Raw genomic sequence first — 18,954 nt, forward strand, 5'->3', positions numbered from 1 at the left:
CGCCTGGCTGACGTGGCACCGGGAACAACGAAGCCTCTCGGCGGCCGGTCACGCGCCGTACGGGTGAGAGCGGACCCGAACTCAGATGCGGCGGCCGCGCCGTGCCCCGGCCCCCGTGCCGGCCCGCGCCGAACGCTCAGATCCGGCCGCGGGAGAGCTCCAGCAGGGTCATCGCCAGCGCGGTGCCCGGCTTGCCCAGCCGGTCGCGGTAGTGGGCCAGGACCTCCATCTCGCGGGAGAGGTTCACCCGGCGCCCGCCGGAGGCGATGCGCTCGCGCTGGATGACGGCCGAGACGCCCATCCGTTCCTGTACGAGGGCGATGATCCGGCCGTCGAGATCATCGATCCGGCCGCGGGCGTCGGTGATCACGCCGGCGGCCTCGGGGGTCCGCGCCCCGGTGTCGGGGGCGGGGCCCGCGCCGGCCGTCGTCGTGCCGGTGACCGCTGCCGTGGTGTCGGTGCTCATATCCGTGTCTCCTGGGGTGGTGGCCCCGGAGCCGAGGACCCGGCCCGGCACACGCAGACGCCCCGGGCCTTGTCGGCCCGGGGCGCCTGGGAAGTTGCCTGTCAGTGGATCAAGCAGAACGACCATGGCAGCCGGACGGGCCGGTGCCATAGGTAAAGACGAAGGTCATCTGCTGGGACATGAGGCTCAGTATGAGCCCGTTAGAATTGAAAGTCCAACCCCTTGTCACACCGCCGGAAGGCCGCCGAAGTGCCATCAGGACCCCCTGCCGCCGCCCCGGACGTCGTCCTCGTAGTCGACTTCGGCGCGCAGTACGCCCAGCTCATCGCCCGCCGCGTCCGCGAGGCACGGGTTTACAGCGAGATCGTGCCGTCCACCATGCCGGTGGCCGACATGCTCGCCAAGAACCCGAAGGCGATCATTCTCTCCGGCGGCCCCTCGTCGGTCTACGCCGACGGCGCCCCCAGCGTCGACCGTGCGCTGTTCGAGGCCGGTGTCCCGGTCTTCGGCATGTGCTACGGCTTCCAGCTCATGGCGACCACCCTCGGTGGCGTCGTCGACGACAACGGGGCCCGCGAGTACGGCCGCACCCCGCTGACCGTCTCCCGCCCGTCCTCCACGCTCTTCGAGGGCACCCCGGCCGAGCAGTCGGTGTGGATGTCGCACGGCGACGCCTGCTCCGCCGCCCCCGAGGGCTTCACGGTCACCGCGTCCACGGACGTCGTGCCCGTCGCCGCCTTCGAGAACGACGCGAAGAAGCTCTACGGCGTCCAGTACCACCCCGAGGTGCTGCACTCCACCCACGGCCAGCAGGTCCTGGAGCACTTCCTCTACCGCGGCGCGGGCATCGAGCCGGACTGGACCACCCACAACGTGGTCGAGGAGCAGGTCGCCGCGATCCGCAAGCAGGTCGGCAGCAAGCGGGCCATCTGCGGGCTGTCCGGCGGCGTGGACTCCTCGGTGGCCGCCGCGATCGTCCAGAAGGCCATCGGCGATCAGCTGACCTGCGTCTACGTCGACCACGGCCTCCAGCGCAAGGGCGAGTCCGAGCAGGTCGAGAAGGACTTCGTGGCCGCCACCGGCGTCCAGCTGAAGGTCGTCGACGCCGAGGAGCGCTTCCTGACCGCCCTCGCCGGGGTGTCCGACCCCGAGGAGAAGCGGAAGATCATCGGGCGCGAGTTCATCCGCGTCTTCGAGCAGGCGCAGGCCGAGCTCGTCGCCGAGGCCGGTGCCAGCGGCGAATCGGTGGCGTTCCTCGTCCAGGGCACCCTCTACCCGGACATCGTCGAGTCCGGCGGCGGCACCGGCACCGCCAACATCAAGTCGCACCACAACGTGGGCGGCCTGCCGGACGACATCGAGTTCGAGCTCGTCGAGCCGCTGCGGCAGCTCTTCAAGGACGAGGTCCGGATGGTCGGCACCGAGCTGGGCCTGCCGGACGCCATCGTCCAGCGGCAGCCGTTCCCCGGCCCCGGCCTGGGCATCCGGATCGTCGGCGAGGTCACCAAGGAGCGCCTGGACCTGCTCCGCGAGGCCGACGCCATCGCCCGCGAGGAGCTCACCGCCGCCGGACTCGACCGCGAGATCTGGCAGTGCCCGGTCGTGCTGCTCGCCGACGTCCGCTCGGTCGGCGTCCAGGGCGACGGCCGCACCTACGGCCACCCGATCGTGCTGCGGCCGGTCTCCTCCGAGGACGCGATGACCGCGGACTGGACGCGGATGCCGTACGACGTGCTGGCCCGCATCTCCACCCGCATCACCAACGAGGTCGCCGACGTCAACCGCGTCGTCCTCGACGTCACCAGCAAGCCGCCGGGCACCATCGAGTGGGAGTGACCTGACCGGTACCCCGCCCGCCCCGCCGACGCCGTCGCTCACCCGCTGAGCGGCGGCGTCGGCGTATGCCGTGGCGGGTGGGGGAGATCCGTCAGGCGGGCTGCGGCCGGGCGGCCGGGTGGGCCAGGGGCCGGAACGCCGTCCGGTACCCCACCGGGCTCGTCCCCACCTGGCGCCGGAAGTGCAGCCGCAGGGTCACCGGCGACCGGAAGCCGGACGCCGCGGCGACCTGCTCGACCGGGAGGTCGGTGGACTCCAGCAGCGCGCGGGCGTGGTGGATCCGGGCGCGCAGGAACCACTGCATGGGCGTGGTGCCGGTCTGCGCGCGGAACCGCCGGTTGAGGCTGCGTACGCTCAGGTGCGCCTGGTGGGCGATCTCGTCCAGGGTGAGCGCGCGGTGCACATTGCGCTGCATCCACTCCAGGACCGGTTGCAGGCTCGCGCCCGCGTCCCCGTCCTCCGGCATCGCGTGCGCGATGAACTGGGCCTGGCCGCCGCCGCGTTGCAGCGGCATGACCACCAGGCGCGCGGTCTCGGCGGCGACCCGCGCGCCGTGGTCCGCGCGGACGAGGTGCAGGCACATGTCCAGCCCCGCGGCGGCGCCCGCCGCGGTGAGCAGCCGGCCGTTGTCCACGAACAGCACCGAGGGGTCCACCACGATCCGCGGGTACCGCTCGGCCAGCCGGCCGGCCAGGGCCCAGTGGGTCGTCGCGCGCAGTCCGTCCAGCAGCCCCGCCGCGGCCAGGACGAAGGCCCCGGTGCAGATCGAGACCACCCGCGCCCCGCGCCCGGCGGCCGCGCGCAGCAGGGCGAGCAGTTCGGCGGGCGGCTCGGCGGCGGTGTCCCCGATCCCCGGGACGACGATCGTGTCCGCGTCGGCGGCGTCGGCGATACCGTACGGCGCTTGCAGCCGGTAGCAGGGGACACCGGCCGCGTAGGAGGTGGCGTCGCCCGTCGCGCACACCCTGACCTCGTAGGCCGCCGAACCATCGGGCAGCCGGGCGCTGGCGAACACCTGGCAGGCCGCGGAGAGGTCGAATCCGGACACGCCGTCGGGGGCGAGGACGGCGACGGTGTGCATGGCCAGAACCTATCGCACGGCGGCATGCGTGCCACTTTCGGCGGACCGTGGCCGGGAGCGAGGCTGATCCGGCAAGGACAGAGGGGGACGAGGAGGAACAGTGCGTCGCAGGGACATTCTGAGGTCGGCACCGGCGGTCGCGGTGGCGGGAGCGTTCGGGACCGCGGGCAGCGCCGCCGCGGCCGGCCGGCCGGCACCCCGGGCCGGTGTCACGGGCGGGACGGGCGGGCCCCGGCGCGGACCGCTGCGCGTACAGGTCCTGCTCTTCGACGGCGTGGAGGAACAGGACTTCATCGGCCCGTACGAGGTCTTCTCGGGGGCGCAGCGGTTCGGCGGCGCCGTCGAGACGCGCTATGTCACCCTCGACGGGCCCCGGACGGTGACGGCCGTCTACGGGACCCGGATCGCCGTCGGCCACGGCTGGTCGCCGGGCTCGGCCGACATCCTCGTGGTGCCCGGGGGCGGCGGTGACGGCAAGGGCGGCCCGGGAGTGCTGCGGGAGATCCGCCGGGGCGCCCTGCCCCGGGCCCTGACGGCCGCCCGCCGCCCCGGGCTGACCCTGGCCGGGGTGTGCACCGGCGCCCTGCTGCTGTCCGCGGCCGGCCTCACCCGGGGCCGCCCCTGCACCACCCACCACAAGGTCAAGGACACCCTGCGGGCCCAGGGCGCGCTGTTGCGCGACGCCCGCGTGGTGGACGACGGGGACCTCGTCACCTCCGGAGGGATCACCTCGGGGATCGACCTGGCCCTCTGGATGGTCCAGCGCGAACTCGGCGCCGACCTCGCGGTGGAACTGGAAGGGATCCTGGAGCACGAGCGCCGCGGCTCGGTGTGGCGCCGGGAACCGGGCGCCCGGCTGGTGTCGTAGGCGCGGCACCGCCCGTACGGCTCAGTTGGACCGGGCCGTACGGGCCCGGCGGGGGCCTGCGGGGACGGTCGGCCGGGCCGCTGTCCGGGCCCGCCGCCATCCGGGCCTGCCGGAGTTCTGGCCTCCTCGCGCGGTGGGGGATAGCTTCCGCCCCGAGCGCGGTGAGTCAGCCGCGAGCCGGCCGGGGGTCGGCCGTGCCGCGGCCGCGACCCGTACGGCCAGGCCGTGCCGTACTGCCAGGAGGAGAGCCGAGATGCCCGAACCGACGCCCGTGCCCATCGAGCAGCTGCGGTTCGCGATGCCGCCGCGCCACGCGACCGTCGAGGGCGAGCGGCAGTACCGCAAGGAACGCCTGGCCGCGGCGCTGCGCCTGTTCGGCCGGCTGGGCTTCGAGGAGGGCGTCGCGGGCCATGTCACCGTCCGGGACCCGGAGTTCACCGACTGCTTCTGGGTCAACCCCTTCGGGATGGCCTTCCGGCACATCACGGTGAGCGAACTGATCCTGGTCAACCACGACGGAAAGGTCGTCGAGGGCCGCCACCACGTCAACCAGGCGGCGTTCGTGATCCACGCGCAGGTCCACCGGGCCCGCCCGGACGCCGTCGCCGCGGTCCACAGCCACTCCACCTACGGGCGGGCGCTCTCCTCCCTCGGGGAACTGCTGGACCCGATCACCCAGGACGCCTGTGCCTTCTACGAAGCGCATGTGCTCTACGACCGGTACACGGGCGTCGTCGTGGACGAGGAGGAGGGGCGCCGGATAGCGGCCGCGCTCGGGCCGCACAAGGCCGTGATCCTGCGCAACCACGGGCTGTTGACGGTCGGCGATTCGGTGGACGCGGCGGCCTGGTGGTTCATCGCGATGGAGCGGTCCTGCCAGGTGCAGCTGACCGCCAGGGCCGCGGGCAGTCCGGTGCCGATCGGCCACCACGACGCCGTCCGTACCCGCGAGCAGCTCGGCAGCGACCTGGTGGCGTGGATCAACTACCAGCCGCTGTACCAGCACATCGCCCGGAGCGAGCCGGATCTCTTCGACTAGCGGGGGCGGACCCGGCGTTCCGGCCCCTGCCCCGCCCCGGCGACGAGGATCGGGCCAGGGGCCGGTGTACGCCGCCGGCCGACGGTACGGACCGGCCGACGGCGGGTGCTCACCGCACGCTCCCCGCCGCTACGGGAAGCGCGACGGCCTCATGGACGGCGGCACGGCCTCAGAGATGAGGGAAGAGGCCGGTGAAGGATTCGGGGCCCGCGGAGAGCCCCCGGGTGAACGGGGCGTCGAAGTCCCACACCAGGAAGAGCAGCAAGGCGATCAGGGTGCTGAAGACCGCGGCCATCAGCAACTCCGTTCCGGAGCGGCGGATCTGGAGGGCGAAGATGAGACCGATGGTGATCACGGCACCGGTGATCAGCCCGAACCAGACCACACCGGGCAGCGTCGAACCGGCGTTGTCGGCGCGGTAGGTACGGGCCCCGTCGGCCACCGCGAGCTGATCCGTGAGGGGCTGGTAGGAACGCGCCTCGAAGTCGTTGCGCGGGTGGTAGTCGGTGACATCGGCCCGTACCTGCGCCAGCAGGTCCGTGCCGCGCTGGGTGACCTCTTCCCGGTCGGCCATCGCCGGCCATTCCTCGCGCACCACGTACGAGACGTAGGCGTCGACGTCCGCGCGGAGGTGATCGCGTACCGCCGGTGGGTACGCGCGGGCCCGTGCGCTGATCTCGTGCAGGGACTGCGCCTCGGTCCGCACGGTGTCCTCCGCGGTGCCCCGGGCCTCCCAGACACCGGCGATGGCGAGGCCGAGGACGATCGCGTACACCACCCCGACCATCATCGTCATGTACTCGATGACATCGGGGGTGTCGGACGGATCGTCGTCGTCGCCGATCCGGCGCTGCTTGAGCACCATGATGAGCAGGACGACACCGCAGACCGAGGCTATGGCGATGCCCAGTACCAGCCATTGCGACATGAGGACCTCCTACGGGGAACGGCGTCCGGCGGCGCCGGACGAGGAACGCGAACGGGGGCGCAGGGCGGCGGCGGCCAGGATGGCCGGGGTGGTGATCAGCAAGGTCGTGGTCACCATGGAGTGCCCGGCGTGCGGCTGACGGGTCACCGGCGCGTAGCGGTCCGGGAGCGGGTGGACGGGGGTGGGAGCGGGCTTCGAAGTGGGCGCGGGGGCGGATTCCGGCGGGCGAGGGGTGCGGGATGGCGCGGCGGCGCGCGGGCTCGGCCGCGGGGGCGCGGGCGCGGGGTGGAGGGGGCGGTCCGGTGGTGGCGGTGGGGCGTGCGGCGTCGGCCGGGGCGCGTGGGTGGGGGCCGGGCGCGGCGGGGGAGCGGGCGGCGGCGGTGAGGGCTGCCAGGTGGGGGTGGGGTCCGGTTTCGTACAGGGGAAGTGCCAGCCGTGCGGCAGGGGGAACCCGGTCGGCGGCACGGGCGGCGAACCCCGCCCGGCGAAGGCGCAGTTGTCGCCTCCGGTCCGTCCCGCGTACGCCGCCGCCACCGCTGACGCTGCCCGGCCCGGCGCGGCGACCTCGGCGAGCGCGATGAGCGCGAGGCACGCGGCGACCGCGAGCGCCGACCCCAGCCGGCGCGGCGGGCGTAGGGGTATCCGGAGGGGTGCGCGGCGGGCTGCGGGCATCGGTGCGCGGATCGGTGCGCGCGGTGATGCGGATGCCGACGCGGGCGCGGACATGGGCGCCGACACGGGTGTCGATGCGGAGGGTGCTGCGGGCGTCGTCGCACGCGTCGATGCGCGTATCGATGTGTGTATCGATGTGTGTCTTCCACTCACGCCGAGATCCTGTGCCGCGGGGGTGCCGGTCAGCCGCGCCGCGCGGCCGGTTCCCCCGAATGTGGGAAGCGGTTCGGTCCGGTGGGCGGTTGCCGTTGCGGTGTGCGTGTACGGGTTCGCGGCGCGGGGTTGCCAGGTCAACCGATCGCGGCCGCCCGTACCCCCTGTCAGCAGGACGTTTAGGGGGTGAGGCCGCTGTGTGAGGCACAATTCGCCCGCAAAGAAGATAAGTTGACGACGAGTGGCGGCGGGGCGGTAGCGGACGTGTCGGTTGATGCGGCAGGCAGGGTGGCCGGGACGGGCGAGCCGGGGGGCGGCGCGGCGGGCGGCGAGGGCGGCGCGTGTCTGTGCGGACGGTGCCCGCACGGCACCCGCGAGGGGCACCGGCGGGCGGTCGCCGCGTTCGTCGCGCTACGCGAGGAGTTCGCGGCGGGGCGCGGAGTGCCGGCCGGGCTCGCGCACTCCGCCGGGGCCGCCCGGCAGTGGGTTTCCGATGAACTGACACTCTCCGCACGGGCATTGGCCGAGCGGGGTGCCGTCGAGCGGACCGCCTGGCTGGTGACCGTGCGGCGGCGCACCCTGCCGGCGGTGTGGGCCGGGGTCGCGGTGCTGCTGCTGGGACAGGCGCTGACCGCCATCGGCGCGGGCTGGACGGTGGCGCGTACGGCGGGTCTCGCCGCGGCCGTCGTGGCGGCGCTCGGTCTGACGGCGGTGGCCTGGTGGCACCGCGAGCACGGCGGGGTGCTGGCGCCACTGACCGGCGAGGACCGGCGGCTGTCCACCTCGCGCGTGGTCGCGGCGGTCTGGGTGGCCGTGGCGCTGTACGCGGTGCTGATGGCGGCCGTCCAGCTGGCCGCCGCGACCGGCGGACGTACCCGGAACCATCTTCTCGTCGGCCTCGAACTTCCCCAGGCCCAGACGCTGTTGGCGGTGCTGTTCATCGTGAGCGGGGTGGCGGTGGTGGCGCGCCGGGTGGTGGCTGTCCGGATCCGGGCGGGACGGTTGCAGAAGGTGCCCGCGGAACGTCCGGGGGCGGTGGACCTGCTGGCGGACGATGCGGGGCGCGCCAGCCTCACGGACGCGCAGTACGTGCTGGTGAACGCGGTCGTGGTGGTCTTCGCACTGGTGCGGCTGGCCGTCCGGCCCACTCAACTGCCCGCTGTGTCATGGGGGCTGGTGGTGCTGGTGGCTCTCTCCGGGGCGGTCTATCTGGCCGGGAAGGCGGCGGAGGGCGGCCGTCCGGTCATCCTGTCGGTGGTCCGCGCCCGGGAACTGGGCGATCTCGCCGCGCCGATCCGTACCGGCGACGACATCGAGATCCGCGGCACCGGCTTTCTCCCGCCGGGCGCCGGCACACCGGACCGGCTCGCCAGGACCGTCGTACGCATCGGCGCGGTGCATGTCCCGGTGCCCCTGGTCCCCGTGGCGGGCGGCTTCGCCAATCCGACGGACGGGGTCCTGACCGTGCCGGTACCGGTGGATGTGGAGCCGGGGCGGGTCGAGGTACGGGTGGTCACGGCCGCGGGGGTGGAGACGGCCGCCTATCCGATCGACGTGCAGGAGTGAGGCCGGTGAGGACGTCGCCGGTGGCGGGCACCTGGCGGGAGGGCGGGCAGCAGGCCGGGACCGGGACCCGCCTGGGCGCGGGCGCCGTCCGAGGGCAGGGGCCTGCCTGAGGGGCTACGGGGCCTGCCTCAGGGGTTTGCTCGCCCTGTGCCGCCGCCGTCCTGCCGTTGCCGTCCCGCCGCCGCGGCGCGGGCGTTGTGGCGGGGCCGCGGGGGCGAGAGGCGTCCGGGGCGCGGCAGGGAACTCAGGACACGTCAGGTGCGCTGCGGGCGGTGGTGGCGGACGGTCGCCCAGACGGCGGCGGTGATGCCGGAGAGCAGCAGACCGACGGGGACGGCGAGCAGCAGCCAGTGGCCGGGCGCACGCCAGATGCCGAGGGCGTCGAGGGCGTAGCCGGTGCCGACGACGATGGCCGTGAGGCCGGAGATCAGCCGGGCCGGTTCGAAGGGGTGGCGCTTCATGAAGGGGCTCCCTGGGGGGTCGGGGCCGTCGAGGGGGTACCGGCCGGACCGCTGGGCGTGGCGGACGGGGAGGCCGGGGCGGACGAGGTGCCCGGGGAGCCGGAAGTGGCGCGCTGGATCTCGATCTGGCCGACGCCGACCTTGAGGGTCAGGTCCAGGGAGCCGCGTGGTTTCTCGCCCTTCGCGAGGCCGTCGGGCGGCAGGGTGACCGTCCGCTGCCGGCTGCCCGCGGTGAAGTCCACGTTGTCGTACGCCTCGTTGGGCATCTGGATGTCGCCGAGGCCGATGGAGGTCCGCAGCTTGATGGTGACCCCTGGCGGCAGCGTCACCTTCAGTCGGCCGGCGCCCACTTCCGCGCTGGTGCGGACCGTACGGCCGTCCTTGATGGCCAGCGAGCCGAGATCCAGAGTGCCTTCCCCGGAGCCGACGTCGTACCGCTGCTGGACGGCGGCGAGGCTGGTCGGGGTCCAGGAGCGGTACTGCCAGTGGGTGGTGAGGTTGTCGGGGAGCACCGTCGCGCCCGCGAGCAGCAGGGACGTCAGGGCGACCATGAAGACCGTGCCGCCGCCCGTCCGGCCGAACCAGGTGCTGAGCACCAGGCCCAGGCCGAGGACGACCAGCGCACCTGCCAGCCCGGCCTGCAAGGACACCGTGGGGCCGGCGTACCGGGCGACGGCGAGGGCGGTGGCGGTTCCGGTGAGCAGGGCCAGCAGGAACGTCCAGCCGCCGATCGGGCGGCCGGCCCGTGCCACCCTGCGCGGCGCGCCGGCGGGGTGCGGAGGCCGGCCCGCGCCGGGCGGAGCGCCGCGCTCGCCGCGCTCGGCGGGGCGGCCGGGCTGTCCGGCGCCGTGTTCGAACGTGTAGGTGATGTCGAGGGGGGTGCTCTCGGGCCCCCACAGATAGGCGTTGGCGGCCATCGCCTCCTTGGAGCGGGGGTCGCGCCACCAGGAGGGGCTGTTCGGCGTGGGGGGTGCCTTGGTCTCGGGCGGGGCGTCGGCGACGGCCTGGGCCGTGGCGGCGTCCATCGTCTCCAGGCCGTCGGCCTCCGCCTGGCGGCGTCGGCGCGACCAGTAGGCGGAACCGCCCACGGTCAGCGACAGCATGATCGCGAAGGACATGGCGCTGCCCTTGCCGACCGTCGTCAGGAACAGGCCGCAGCCGATGAGCGCGAGGAGCAGGGCCGTCAGCGCGGAGCCCTCGACGCGGCCGGAGAGCAGCCTGCGGCCCTCGTTCTCCTCCTCGCCGTCCATGGGGATGATCAGCCAGGCGAAGCCGTAGGCGATGAAGCCGAGGCCGCCCACGGCGAGGACGGCCAGCACGATCCGGAAGATCACCGGATCGAGATCCCACTGCCGGCCGAGCCCGCCGCAGACCCCGGCGACCACCTTCTGCCGCCGGCTGCGGCGCAGCGGCGGCAGCGGTGACTGCGGCGGGGTGGGACCGGCGGCATCGGCGGGCGCCGGGTCCTCGGCGTGGGCTGCATCGTTCATGGACCCATGGTGACAAGCGCGGCGGAATCCCGGAATCCGTGGAAACCCTGGCAGATCCCTGAGATCCGGGCTGGGGGGTAAGGGGTAAGGGGTGGGGGCCAGGACCGAGGGGCGGGCGGCGCCGCCACCGGCGTCAGATTCCTCGGGCCTGCCCAGGCCCCTCGGGCCCTCGGGCCCGCACCGACAGCTGGGCCCGCCCAGGCTCAGGGCCTCCGACGCCTGGCCCTGGCCCAGGCATCTTGGCCCCGACGCCTCGGCCCCGGCCCTCGGCCCCGGCCCTCGGCCCCTCGGGCCCGCACCGACAGCTGGGCCCGCCCAGGCCCAGGCCCAGGCCCAGACCCTGGCCCCGGCCCCGGCATCTTGGCCCCGACGCCTCGGCCGGGCCCTGACACCCAGGCTCGCCGCTGGGACCACCGAGCCCACCGAGCCCATCGAGCCCACCGAACCCACTGAGATCGCCGATACGCCCGCCCATCCGCCCCCGAAACGCCCGGCCACCCGCTCCTGCCCGTCCTCGGACCACGTCCCGCCCTCCGGGTTCCGCGAACCGTTTCGCACGGCCACCGCCGCCCCCGCTGTGTCCCCATATCCCCCGCGGGTTCACATAACGCCCCGTGTCCCGCCGACAGCCCGCCCCGAGCCGGGCCGCCGACCAGGGAGCGGTGTGACGGCGAGCGGTGGCCGACGGCCGATCCGGCGGGTTCGGCGACTATCGTTACGCACTGAATACGTACGGGTTTCCGGAGGGGCGTGCGGTGACGGAGGCGGCGTCGGTGGACGAAGGACGACTGGTCGCCAGGCGATATCGCCTGCTGGAACGGATCGGCCAGGGCGGTATGGGCACCGTCTGGCGGGCCCGTGACGAGGTGCTCGGCCGTCAGGTCGCGGTCAAACGACTGCATGTGTCACCCCAGTTGCAGCCGGACGAACTCGCCACGCGCTATGAGCGCACCACCCGGGAAGCGCAGGCCGCGGCACGTATCAACCACCCCAATGTGGTGGGCGTGCACGATGTCGTGGACGACGAGGGGCTGCCGTGCATCGTCATGGAGTACGTCCCGTCCACGACGCTGGGCGACGCCATCAAGGCAGCGGCGCGGGCCGACCGTTCGGTGCTGCCACGGGAGGCCGCCCGGATCGGGCGCGGCATGATCGCGGCGCTGCGGGCCGCGCACTCCGCGGGTGTGCTGCACCGCGACGTCAAACCGGGCAATGTGCTGCTCGGTGACGACGGCCGGGTGGTGCTGACCGACTTCGGGATCGCGGTCGCCACCGGTACCTCCACGCTCACCAAGACCGGCGAGCTGGTGGGCTCCATCGACTACTTGGCGCCGGAACGGGTCAAGGGCGGCACCCCCGGACCCGCCTCGGACCTGTGGGCGCTGGGCGCGACGCTCTATCAGGCGGTCGAGGGGCGGCCCCCGTTCCGGAAGAACACGGCCGTCGAGACGGCGTACGCGATCGCCATGGACCCGCTGGAGCCGCCGCTCAAGGCCGGGTCGCTGGCCCCGCTCATCGAGGCGCTGCTCGCCAAGGAGCCGGCGGACCGGCCGACGGCCGAGGTCGTCGAACAGGCGCTGCGGGCGGCCGAGGCGGAGGCGGACACCGCGCTGATGGGCTGGCCGACGCTGGCACTGGGGACGGTGGGCCGCGGCCGGCCGGAGCAGCCCACGGCACCCGAGACGGCCACCCGCCCGGTACCGCGCCCGGACGCGCAGCAGACCGCACCGGACGCCGGTACGCGTACGGGGACGGCGGCCGGTACCGGGGCGGGCGCGGGCCGGGAGGCCACCACCGGTACGGGAACGGGCGCGGCCACCGGGGCCGTGACCGCTCCGACGGCGGTCACGGCGGGGAGCGTCGCGGAGTCCGCCACCGCCGACCGTACGGGTGCGCTGCCCGCGGCCCTGCCGCCCGGTAAGCGCCGTGGCCGCAGGGCCATGGTCTGGGGTGTCGTCGGGGTACTGGCCGCCGGAAGCGGTGCGGGCGTGGTCTGGTACACGATGCAGCGCGACGGCTCCGACGTGTCCAACGAAGCGGCGAACGGCAGCGCCACCGGCGACAACGGCAAGGGCAGCGGCAAGGCCACCCCGTCGCCGCCCGGCGTCCCGCGGAACAGCGTCGGACCGCCGCCGCCCCTCCCCAGGGGCTACCACCTCGCCGAGGAGCCGACGCTCGGCATCTCCTTCCCGGTGCCCGACGGCTGGAAGCGGGAGGTCAAGGACAGCGGCCGGCAGGTCACCTACAGCTCGGACGCGGAGATCGCAGAGCTGACGATCAACGTCCTGGACTTCGCCACGGCGGACCAGGTGCAGCACTTCAAGGAGGTCGAGACCGACCTCAAGGAGCGCTACCCGGCGTACAAGCGGCTGCGGCTCCAGGACACCGTCTTCCAGGGCGAACCCGCCGCGATCTGGGAGTTCACCTTCCAGGGCAAGTCCCGCGAGTACCGGGGCATCGACCTCGGGTTCGGCCACGAGGGCGGCAAGGAGTACGCGATTTACGTGTCCGCGCCGAGTGCGACATGGAAGAAGTCCGAAGAGATCTTCTCGCAGGTGAAGGACGGGTTCCGCAAGACGGTGCCGACGAGCTGAGGCGTGCCGTCGGAGCCCGTCGGCGCCCGTGGCGGGTATCCGGGGCGCCGTCGGCGGACCGGCCGCGCCCCGGAAGCCGTCCGGCGCAAGGTCAGGGGCGTCCTCAGGGTCGCCCCTGATGCGACGGGCCCCGGCCGCATGTGACGATCGGGGACATGACCACCGCGCCGCCCCGCGCCGAGACGATCTACGACGCGGCACCAGCCCCTGACGATCCGCCCGTGCGCAAGCTCTACCGCAGCGCCGACGGCCGGATGCTCGGTGGCGTCGCGCGCGGCCTCGCCGGACACCTCGGGCTGCCGGTCTCCTGGGTCCGGGTCGTGTTCGTGGCCCTCTTCATGGCCGAGGGCATGGGCGCGCTGCTCTACGCCGCCTTCTGGTTCTTCGTTCCGCTCGGCGTCGGCGGAGTCGAGGACAAGCGCGCCGCATCGCCCGACGACAAGCGGCGGCTGCTGGGCCGCAAGCCCGAGAAGGGACAGCTCTTCGCGCTGATCGCGCTGCTGATCGGCGCCGCGATCGTCGCCTCCAGATTCCAGCTCGGCCAGGCCAACGGCTATCTCTGGCCGGTGCTGCTGATCGCCGCCGGTGTCGCCGTGGTGTGGCGTCAGGCCGACAACGCCCGCCGCGCCCAGTGGCTGGAGCTCGGCCGCCGCAAGGACCTGCTGCCGGTGCTGCGCGGCGCGGTCGGGGTGGTGCTGGTCGGCGCCGGGGTCACCGGCATCGTCGTGCTCCAGGGCTCGGTGCGGCATCTCGGCTCGGTGCTGCAAGCGTCGCTCGCCGTCATCGTCGGTATCGCGCTGCTGGCCGGCCCCTATCTGGTACGGATCACCCAGGACCTCTCCGAGGAACGGCTGATGCGTATCCGCGCCCAGGAGCGCGCCGAGGTCGCCGCCCATGTCCACGACTCCGTTCTGCACACCCTCACCCTGATCCAGCGCAACGCCGACGACCCCCGCGAGGTCGCCCGGCTCGCCCGCGCCCAGGAGCGCGAGCTGCGCGCCTGGCTCTACAAACCCGAGGGCCGCGGCAAGGACGAGGACGAGCAGCCGGACACCCTGGCGGAGGCGGTCCGCGCGGCGGCCGCCGAGGTCGAGGACCATCACGGCGTCCCCATCGAGGTCGTGGTCGTCGGCGACTGCCCGCTGGACGAGGCGCTCGGCGCGCAGATGCAGGCCGCCCGCGAGGCGATGGTCAACGCCGCCAAGTACGGTGGCGAGGGCGGCGCCGTGCAGGTGTTCGCCGAGGTGGAGGGCCGTACGGTCTTCGTCTCGGTGCGCGACCACGGCCCCGGATTCGACCTGGACGCGGTCCCCGAGGACCGGATGGGCGTACGGGAATCCATCATCGGCCGGATGGAGCGCAACGGCGGCACCGCCCGGCTGCGCTCCGCCCCCGACGGCGGCACCGTCGTCGAGCTGGAAATGGAGCGCACGGAATGACCGGCCGGCGCGGCCGCCGCCCTGTCCGGTGTATCCGGCGAGGGCCGCGCCGCAGGGCGGGCTGACGGGCGGCGCCGGGCGGGCCGCGGCACGGACCGGTGGAGACATGGCGGAGCGGGGCACGGGATGATGTCGGCGCAGACACCGAGGGACGGACGGACGAGATGAGCAGCGACGGCGCACAGCACGGCGCACAGCAGGACGGTGCCGGAAGCGGTACGGACGGGGGACGGACCGTACGGGTCGTGCTGGTCGACGACCACCGGATGTTCCGTACGGGCGTCCAGGCCGAGATCGGCGAGACCGGGCGCACCGGTGTCGAGGTGGTCGGCGAGGCCGCCGACGTCGACCAGGCGCTCACGGTCATCGCCGCCACCCGCCCCGAGGTCGTCCTCCTGGACGTCCACCTCCCCGGGGGCGGCGGTGTCGAGGTGCTGCGCCGCAGCGCCTCGATGATGGCCGACGCGGACCGCCCCGTCCGCTTCCTGGCGCTCTCCGTCTCCGACGCCGCCGAGGACGTCATCGGTGTCATCCGCGGCGGCGCCCGCGGCTATGTCACCAAGACCATCACCGGCACCGACCTGGTCGACGCCATCTTCCGGGTCTCCGACGGCGACGCGGTCTTCTCGCCGCGGCTGGCCGGTTTCGTCCTGGACGCCTTCGCCTCCACGGACGCCCCGCCGGCCGACGAGGACATGGACCGCCTCACCCAGCGCGAGCGCGAGGTCCTGCGGCTGATCGCGCGCGGGTACGCCTACAAGGAGATCGCCAAGCAGCTGTTCATCTCCGTCAAGACGGTCGAATCGCACGTCTCGGCGGTGCTGCGCAAGCTCCAGCTCTCCAACCGCCATGAACTGACGCGGTGGGCGACGGCCCGTCGGCTGGTCTGACCCCCGGCGCCCCGCCCGCCGCGGCGGGGCCGCCGAGCCGGTCCTCCCCGGCGGCCCACGGGCGGCAGGTGCCGGTTGAGCGGGCCATGACCCGGACCGGAGCCGCAGGTGAAGACCGGTCGGAAGTCACAGGTAAAGAAGGGGCAACCACGGGCAACCAGGACGACGCCGATCGCCATCTAAGGGCGCGGAGAGGCCAGTCGCCGAAGGCGCGGACCGAACCATCCCACGTCCTTCGGCACCTGTCCTGGAAGCGAGATCCCGATGAGCCTGACGGGCACGCCCTTCTTCCTCACCTCGATCGCGCTGCTGATAGTCGCCGTCGTGCTGCCGTTCGCGCTCTGGAGCCGGATGGCGGGGCCGCCCGTGCTGCGCGGTCTCGGCCGGCTGGCGATGCTGCTGCTCGCGCAGTTCACGGCCATCACGGTGGTCTTCGTCGCGGTCAACAACGCGAACAATCTCTACGACACCTGGGACGATCTGCTCGGCACCGGCAGCCACATCGAGGCGGCCAGGGACCTCGGCCCGGACGGAATGGGCGGCCGGCAGGTCAAGGACGAGCCCAAGGAGCTCCAGAAGTTCCGGCCGGCGGACGATCCGGTGGTGGGGCCGGGCGTCCAGATGACCGACCTCAGCGGCAAGATCTCGGGGGTCAGCGGCGAGGTGTATGTGTGGCTGCCGCCGCAGTACAACGAGCCCGCGTACAAGGACAAGAAGTTCCCGGTGGTCGAGGTGCTGCCCGGCTACCCCGGTTCGTCGAAGTCCTGGCTGGGCTCGCTGGACGCGGGCAAGCAGCTCCAGCCGTTGATGCAGAGCGGCGAGATCAAGCCGTTCATCATCGTCGCGCCGCGCACCAACGTGCTCACCAACGCCGACACCGGGTGCGTCAACATCCCGGGGAAGGTCAACGCCGACAGCTGGCTGACGGTCGATGTGCGCCAGATGGTCATCGACAACTTCCGGGCCGGCGACACGCCGGACTCCTGGGCCCTCGCGGGCTATTCGGCGGGCGCCCACTGTGCCGCGAAGCTCGCACTGTCCCACCCCGACCGCTACCGCGCCGCCGTCGCCATGTCCGGCTACAACGACCCGGCGATAGAGAAGGACTCGCTCGCGGGCAAGGACCCGAAGCTGCGCACCGAGTCGAACCCGATGCACATCCTGAAGACCGCCAACGCGAACGGGAAGCCGCCGCGGCTGGCGCTGTACGTGTCGGGCGCGGCGGGCGACGGCTACGAGGCCGGTATCGGGCTCAAGCAACTCGCGAAGAAGCCGACGACGGTGACCGTCACAAAGATCTCGTCGGGGGCCGGCGGCCATGCGACCTCGGTGTGGCGGAACCAGGTACCGGAGATCTCCCGGTGGCTGGGGCAGCAGCTCACGCCGTGAAGACGGCGGCCGTGACCGGGGCGCGGAGCCGCCAGCCCAGGGCTTCGTAGAGCGCCCGGCCGTCGGGGCCGGCGACCAGCACGCCCTGCCCGGCGCCGAGTTCGGCCGCGCGGTGGGCCAGGGACGCCATCAGGAAGCGGCCCAGGCCGCGGCGGCGGTGCGCGGCTTCGGTGCCGATCATGTCGAAGACGGCGGCGGCGCCCGGCGGGGCCGGGGCGGCGTCCGCGGCGGTGCCCGGCGCCTCGGTGGTGAGGGCGGCGCGGCCGCTCGCGGCGGGGACGGCGTCACCGGAACCGGAACCGGAGAACAGGACGCGGGCGTCGATGATGCCGTCGTGGTCGGTGAGGTCGAGGGTGTAGCCGGGCGGCGGGGTGGCCGGCGGCACCGGTGCCAGGGCGGACACCATCAGGTACTGCGGTTCGCTGATCCGCCAAGCGGGGGTCAGGGCCGGTTCGAGCGCCTCGCGCGGTGCGCAGACCTTGATCCAGAGGCCCGGGGTGTCGATGGCACCGACGAGGTCGCGCAGCACGGCCGCATCCGCGGCCGGCAGGACGTACCGCGCGCGGTGGTCCGGCAGCCCGACCTCGATCCGGAACCCGCCCGGCACGTCCCGCGGCGCGTCCGTACCCCGCGAGCGCGCCCAGCCGTCGACCCAGGCGCGTACGACGGCCGGCAGTTCTGCGCGGGAGCCGCCCACGGCGACGGGAGGAGCGCTCACGCCGCCGAGCGTAAGGCACACCGAACGGGCAAGCGACCGGATTACCTGGACAGTTGGCGGCCGGACAGCTGGCTGCCGGGCGCCGGGGCGCGGCGCGCCGACGCGCGGTGAGGGTGCCGTCCGCTGCTCCCGCCCGGTCCGTTGCCGTGCCCCTCCGGCGACTGCCGCTACGCGGGCCGGGTGGCTCCCGCGAACGGCATCTGGTTGATCGGCGCGATCCGTACCGGTGCGCCCGGATGCGGTGCGTGGATCATCTTGCCGTCGCCGATGTAGAGCCCGACATGGCTGATGCCGGAGAAGAAGAACACCAGGTCCCCGGGGGCGAGCCGGGACTTGTCGATACGCGGCCCGGAGCTGATCTGCGTGTAGGTCGTCCGGGGCAGTGAGACCCCGCCGGCCTTCCAGGCGGCCTGGGTCAGCCCCGAGCAGTCGTACGCGGCGGGGCCCGTCGCGCCCCATACGTACGGCTTGCCGAGCGCGGCGTACGCGAAGGAAACGGCCTGTGCGGCACGGGGATTGGGCGCGGCCGGTGCGGAGTGGGAGGTGTGCGCGGACGACGACCGGCCGGCCCGGTCCGCGGACCCGGGCCCGTCGGAGCCGTCCTCGTGCCGCATCCGCTGCCGCTGCTCGGCGGTCAGCTCGTTCAGCAACTGCTCGGCGGAGGCCAGCTTCCGGGTGATCGTGGCGCGGTTCCGGGCCAGCGTGACCTCGGTGCTCCGCAGCTGTTCCGCGGTGTCCTCGGCCCGCTCGCGGACCTGCTGGACGCTGCCGAGCCGGCGGGCGTAACCGGCGATGGCGTTCGCCTGGTGGCTGCCCGCGCGCTCCAGGACGGCGGCGCCGTCCAGATAGCGCTGTGGATCCGAGGAGAGCAGCAGCCGGACGGTGGGGTGCACACCGCCGGACCGGTACTGGCCGGCGGCCAGGGTGCCCAGCTCGCTCCGTGCGGCGTTCAGCTGCTCGGTCCGGCGGGCGGCCTCGTCCTGCAACCTGCTCAGCTCCTGGTGCGCGGCCGCGGCCCGCTCCTTCGCGCCGTCGTACTTCTCCGTCGCCACCTCGGCCTCCTGGTACAGCGCGTCGACCCGTTCCTTGACCTGGGCGGGGGTCGGGCGGGGCGCGGCGTCGGCCGGGGCGTCGAAGGCGGTGGCGGAGGCGACGCCCGCGAGCGCCAGGGTCGCGGCCGTACGGGCGATGCCGGCCTTCCGGGCGGTGCGCGGGGCGCCGTCGGTGAGCAGGAACGAGAACGTGCGGGGGTGGTGCTTGGGCTTGCGGTGCGACGCCACGAGGGCCGTCACTTCCTTCCCTACGGGCCTTGCGGTCTGGGTGATCCGGCCTGTGCGGGTGGTGCGGCCGGGCCGCGGCGGCTC

At 73.7% G+C, this 18,954-nt stretch carries 16 protein-coding genes; 8 read left to right on the forward strand and 8 right to left on the reverse strand.

From position 1 onward, the window contains the following. Window positions 1-136: 136 nt before the first annotated feature. A complete protein-coding gene (locus ACLJWH_RS32440; protein WP_411145342.1) occupies window positions 137-466 on the reverse strand; it encodes a chorismate mutase in 330 nt (109 codons plus the stop codon). Window positions 467-715: 249 nt separating this feature from the next. Here ACLJWH_RS32440 and guaA point away from each other — a divergent pair, with 249 nt between their 5' ends. Further along, window positions 716-2,302: a glutamine-hydrolyzing GMP synthase gene (gene guaA, locus ACLJWH_RS32445; protein WP_411145343.1), complete on the forward strand. Its 1,587-nt coding sequence runs from the start codon at window positions 716-718 to the stop codon at window positions 2,300-2,302. A 91-nt stretch (window positions 2,303-2,393) separates the two neighbouring features. On the opposite strand, the gene ACLJWH_RS32450 is transcribed toward guaA, so the two are convergent. Further along, the gene (locus ACLJWH_RS32450; protein WP_411145344.1) at window positions 2,394-3,383 is read right to left on the reverse strand and encodes a GlxA family transcriptional regulator; all 990 of its coding nucleotides are present in this window, start codon (window positions 3,381-3,383) and stop codon (window positions 2,394-2,396) included. Window positions 3,384-3,483: 100 nt separating this feature from the next. Between ACLJWH_RS32450 and ACLJWH_RS32455 the strand changes: the two genes are divergently transcribed. Beyond that, window positions 3,484-4,251 (forward strand): DJ-1/PfpI family protein, encoded by a 768-nt coding sequence (locus ACLJWH_RS32455; RefSeq protein ID WP_411145345.1) that lies wholly within the window; start codon window positions 3,484-3,486, stop codon window positions 4,249-4,251. 253 nt (window positions 4,252-4,504) lie between these two features. Further along, complete coding sequence (locus ACLJWH_RS32460; RefSeq protein WP_411145346.1) at window positions 4,505-5,290, forward strand: class II aldolase/adducin family protein; 786 nt, start codon at window positions 4,505-4,507, stop codon at window positions 5,288-5,290. Between the two features lie 169 nt (window positions 5,291-5,459). Here the strand turns inward: ACLJWH_RS32460 and ACLJWH_RS32465 are convergent, their stop codons facing one another. Continuing rightward, window positions 5,460-6,218, reverse strand: coding sequence for a hypothetical protein (locus ACLJWH_RS32465; RefSeq protein WP_411145347.1), 759 nt, complete (start codon window positions 6,216-6,218; stop codon window positions 5,460-5,462). 9 nt (window positions 6,219-6,227) lie between these two features. After that, window positions 6,228-6,890, reverse strand: coding sequence for a hypothetical protein (locus ACLJWH_RS32470; RefSeq protein WP_411145348.1), 663 nt, complete (start codon window positions 6,888-6,890; stop codon window positions 6,228-6,230). 417 nt (window positions 6,891-7,307) lie between these two features. Between ACLJWH_RS32470 and ACLJWH_RS32475 the strand changes: the two genes are divergently transcribed. Further along, window positions 7,308-8,609 (forward strand): hypothetical protein, encoded by a 1,302-nt coding sequence (locus tag ACLJWH_RS32475; protein ID WP_411145454.1) that lies wholly within the window; start codon window positions 7,308-7,310, stop codon window positions 8,607-8,609. Window positions 8,610-8,863: 254 nt separating this feature from the next. On the opposite strand, the gene ACLJWH_RS32480 is transcribed toward ACLJWH_RS32475, so the two are convergent. Both ACLJWH_RS32480 and ACLJWH_RS32485 read right to left on the reverse strand, forming a co-directional pair. Further along, window positions 8,864-9,070, reverse strand: coding sequence for a hypothetical protein (locus ACLJWH_RS32480; RefSeq protein WP_411145349.1), 207 nt, complete (start codon window positions 9,068-9,070; stop codon window positions 8,864-8,866). Further along, a complete protein-coding gene (locus ACLJWH_RS32485; protein ID WP_411145350.1) occupies window positions 9,067-10,560 on the reverse strand; it encodes a PspC domain-containing protein in 1,494 nt (497 codons plus the stop codon). Before ACLJWH_RS32485 ends, ACLJWH_RS32480 begins: the two co-directional genes overlap by 4 nt. A gap of 836 nt (window positions 10,561-11,396) precedes the next feature. Here ACLJWH_RS32485 and ACLJWH_RS32490 point away from each other — a divergent pair. The 4 genes from ACLJWH_RS32490 to ACLJWH_RS32505 all read left to right on the forward strand — a co-directional run bounded on the left by ACLJWH_RS32490 (window position 11,397) and on the right by ACLJWH_RS32505 (window position 16,872). Beyond that, a complete protein-coding gene (locus ACLJWH_RS32490; protein WP_411145455.1) occupies window positions 11,397-13,154 on the forward strand; it encodes a serine/threonine-protein kinase in 1,758 nt (585 codons plus the stop codon). Between the two features lie 155 nt (window positions 13,155-13,309). Further along, complete coding sequence (locus ACLJWH_RS32495; protein ID WP_411145351.1) at window positions 13,310-14,593, forward strand: PspC domain-containing protein; 1,284 nt, start codon at window positions 13,310-13,312, stop codon at window positions 14,591-14,593. A gap of 164 nt (window positions 14,594-14,757) precedes the next feature. Beyond that, window positions 14,758-15,483, forward strand: coding sequence for a LuxR C-terminal-related transcriptional regulator (locus ACLJWH_RS32500; protein WP_411145352.1), 726 nt, complete (start codon window positions 14,758-14,760; stop codon window positions 15,481-15,483). A 264-nt stretch (window positions 15,484-15,747) separates the two neighbouring features. Continuing rightward, on the forward strand, window positions 15,748-16,872 hold the full coding sequence (locus tag ACLJWH_RS32505; protein WP_411145353.1) for an alpha/beta hydrolase: 1,125 nt from the start codon (window positions 15,748-15,750) through the stop codon (window positions 16,870-16,872). Here ACLJWH_RS32505 and ACLJWH_RS32510 read toward each other — a convergent pair. Both ACLJWH_RS32510 and ACLJWH_RS32515 read right to left on the reverse strand, forming a co-directional pair. Continuing rightward, window positions 16,862-17,590: a GNAT family N-acetyltransferase gene (locus ACLJWH_RS32510; protein ID WP_411145354.1), complete on the reverse strand. Its 729-nt coding sequence runs from the start codon at window positions 17,588-17,590 to the stop codon at window positions 16,862-16,864. The two genes, ACLJWH_RS32505 and ACLJWH_RS32510, sit on opposite strands and share 11 nt — an antisense overlap. A 167-nt stretch (window positions 17,591-17,757) precedes the next feature. After that, complete coding sequence (locus ACLJWH_RS32515; RefSeq protein ID WP_411145355.1) at window positions 17,758-18,882, reverse strand: NlpC/P60 family protein; 1,125 nt, start codon at window positions 18,880-18,882, stop codon at window positions 17,758-17,760. Between the last annotated feature and the right edge of the window lie 72 nt (window positions 18,883-18,954).

Source organism: Streptomyces sp. x-80 (genome assembly GCF_046549095.1).
In the GTDB taxonomy this organism is placed as follows: Bacteria; Actinomycetota; Actinomycetes; order Streptomycetales; family Streptomycetaceae; genus Streptomyces; species Streptomyces celluloflavus.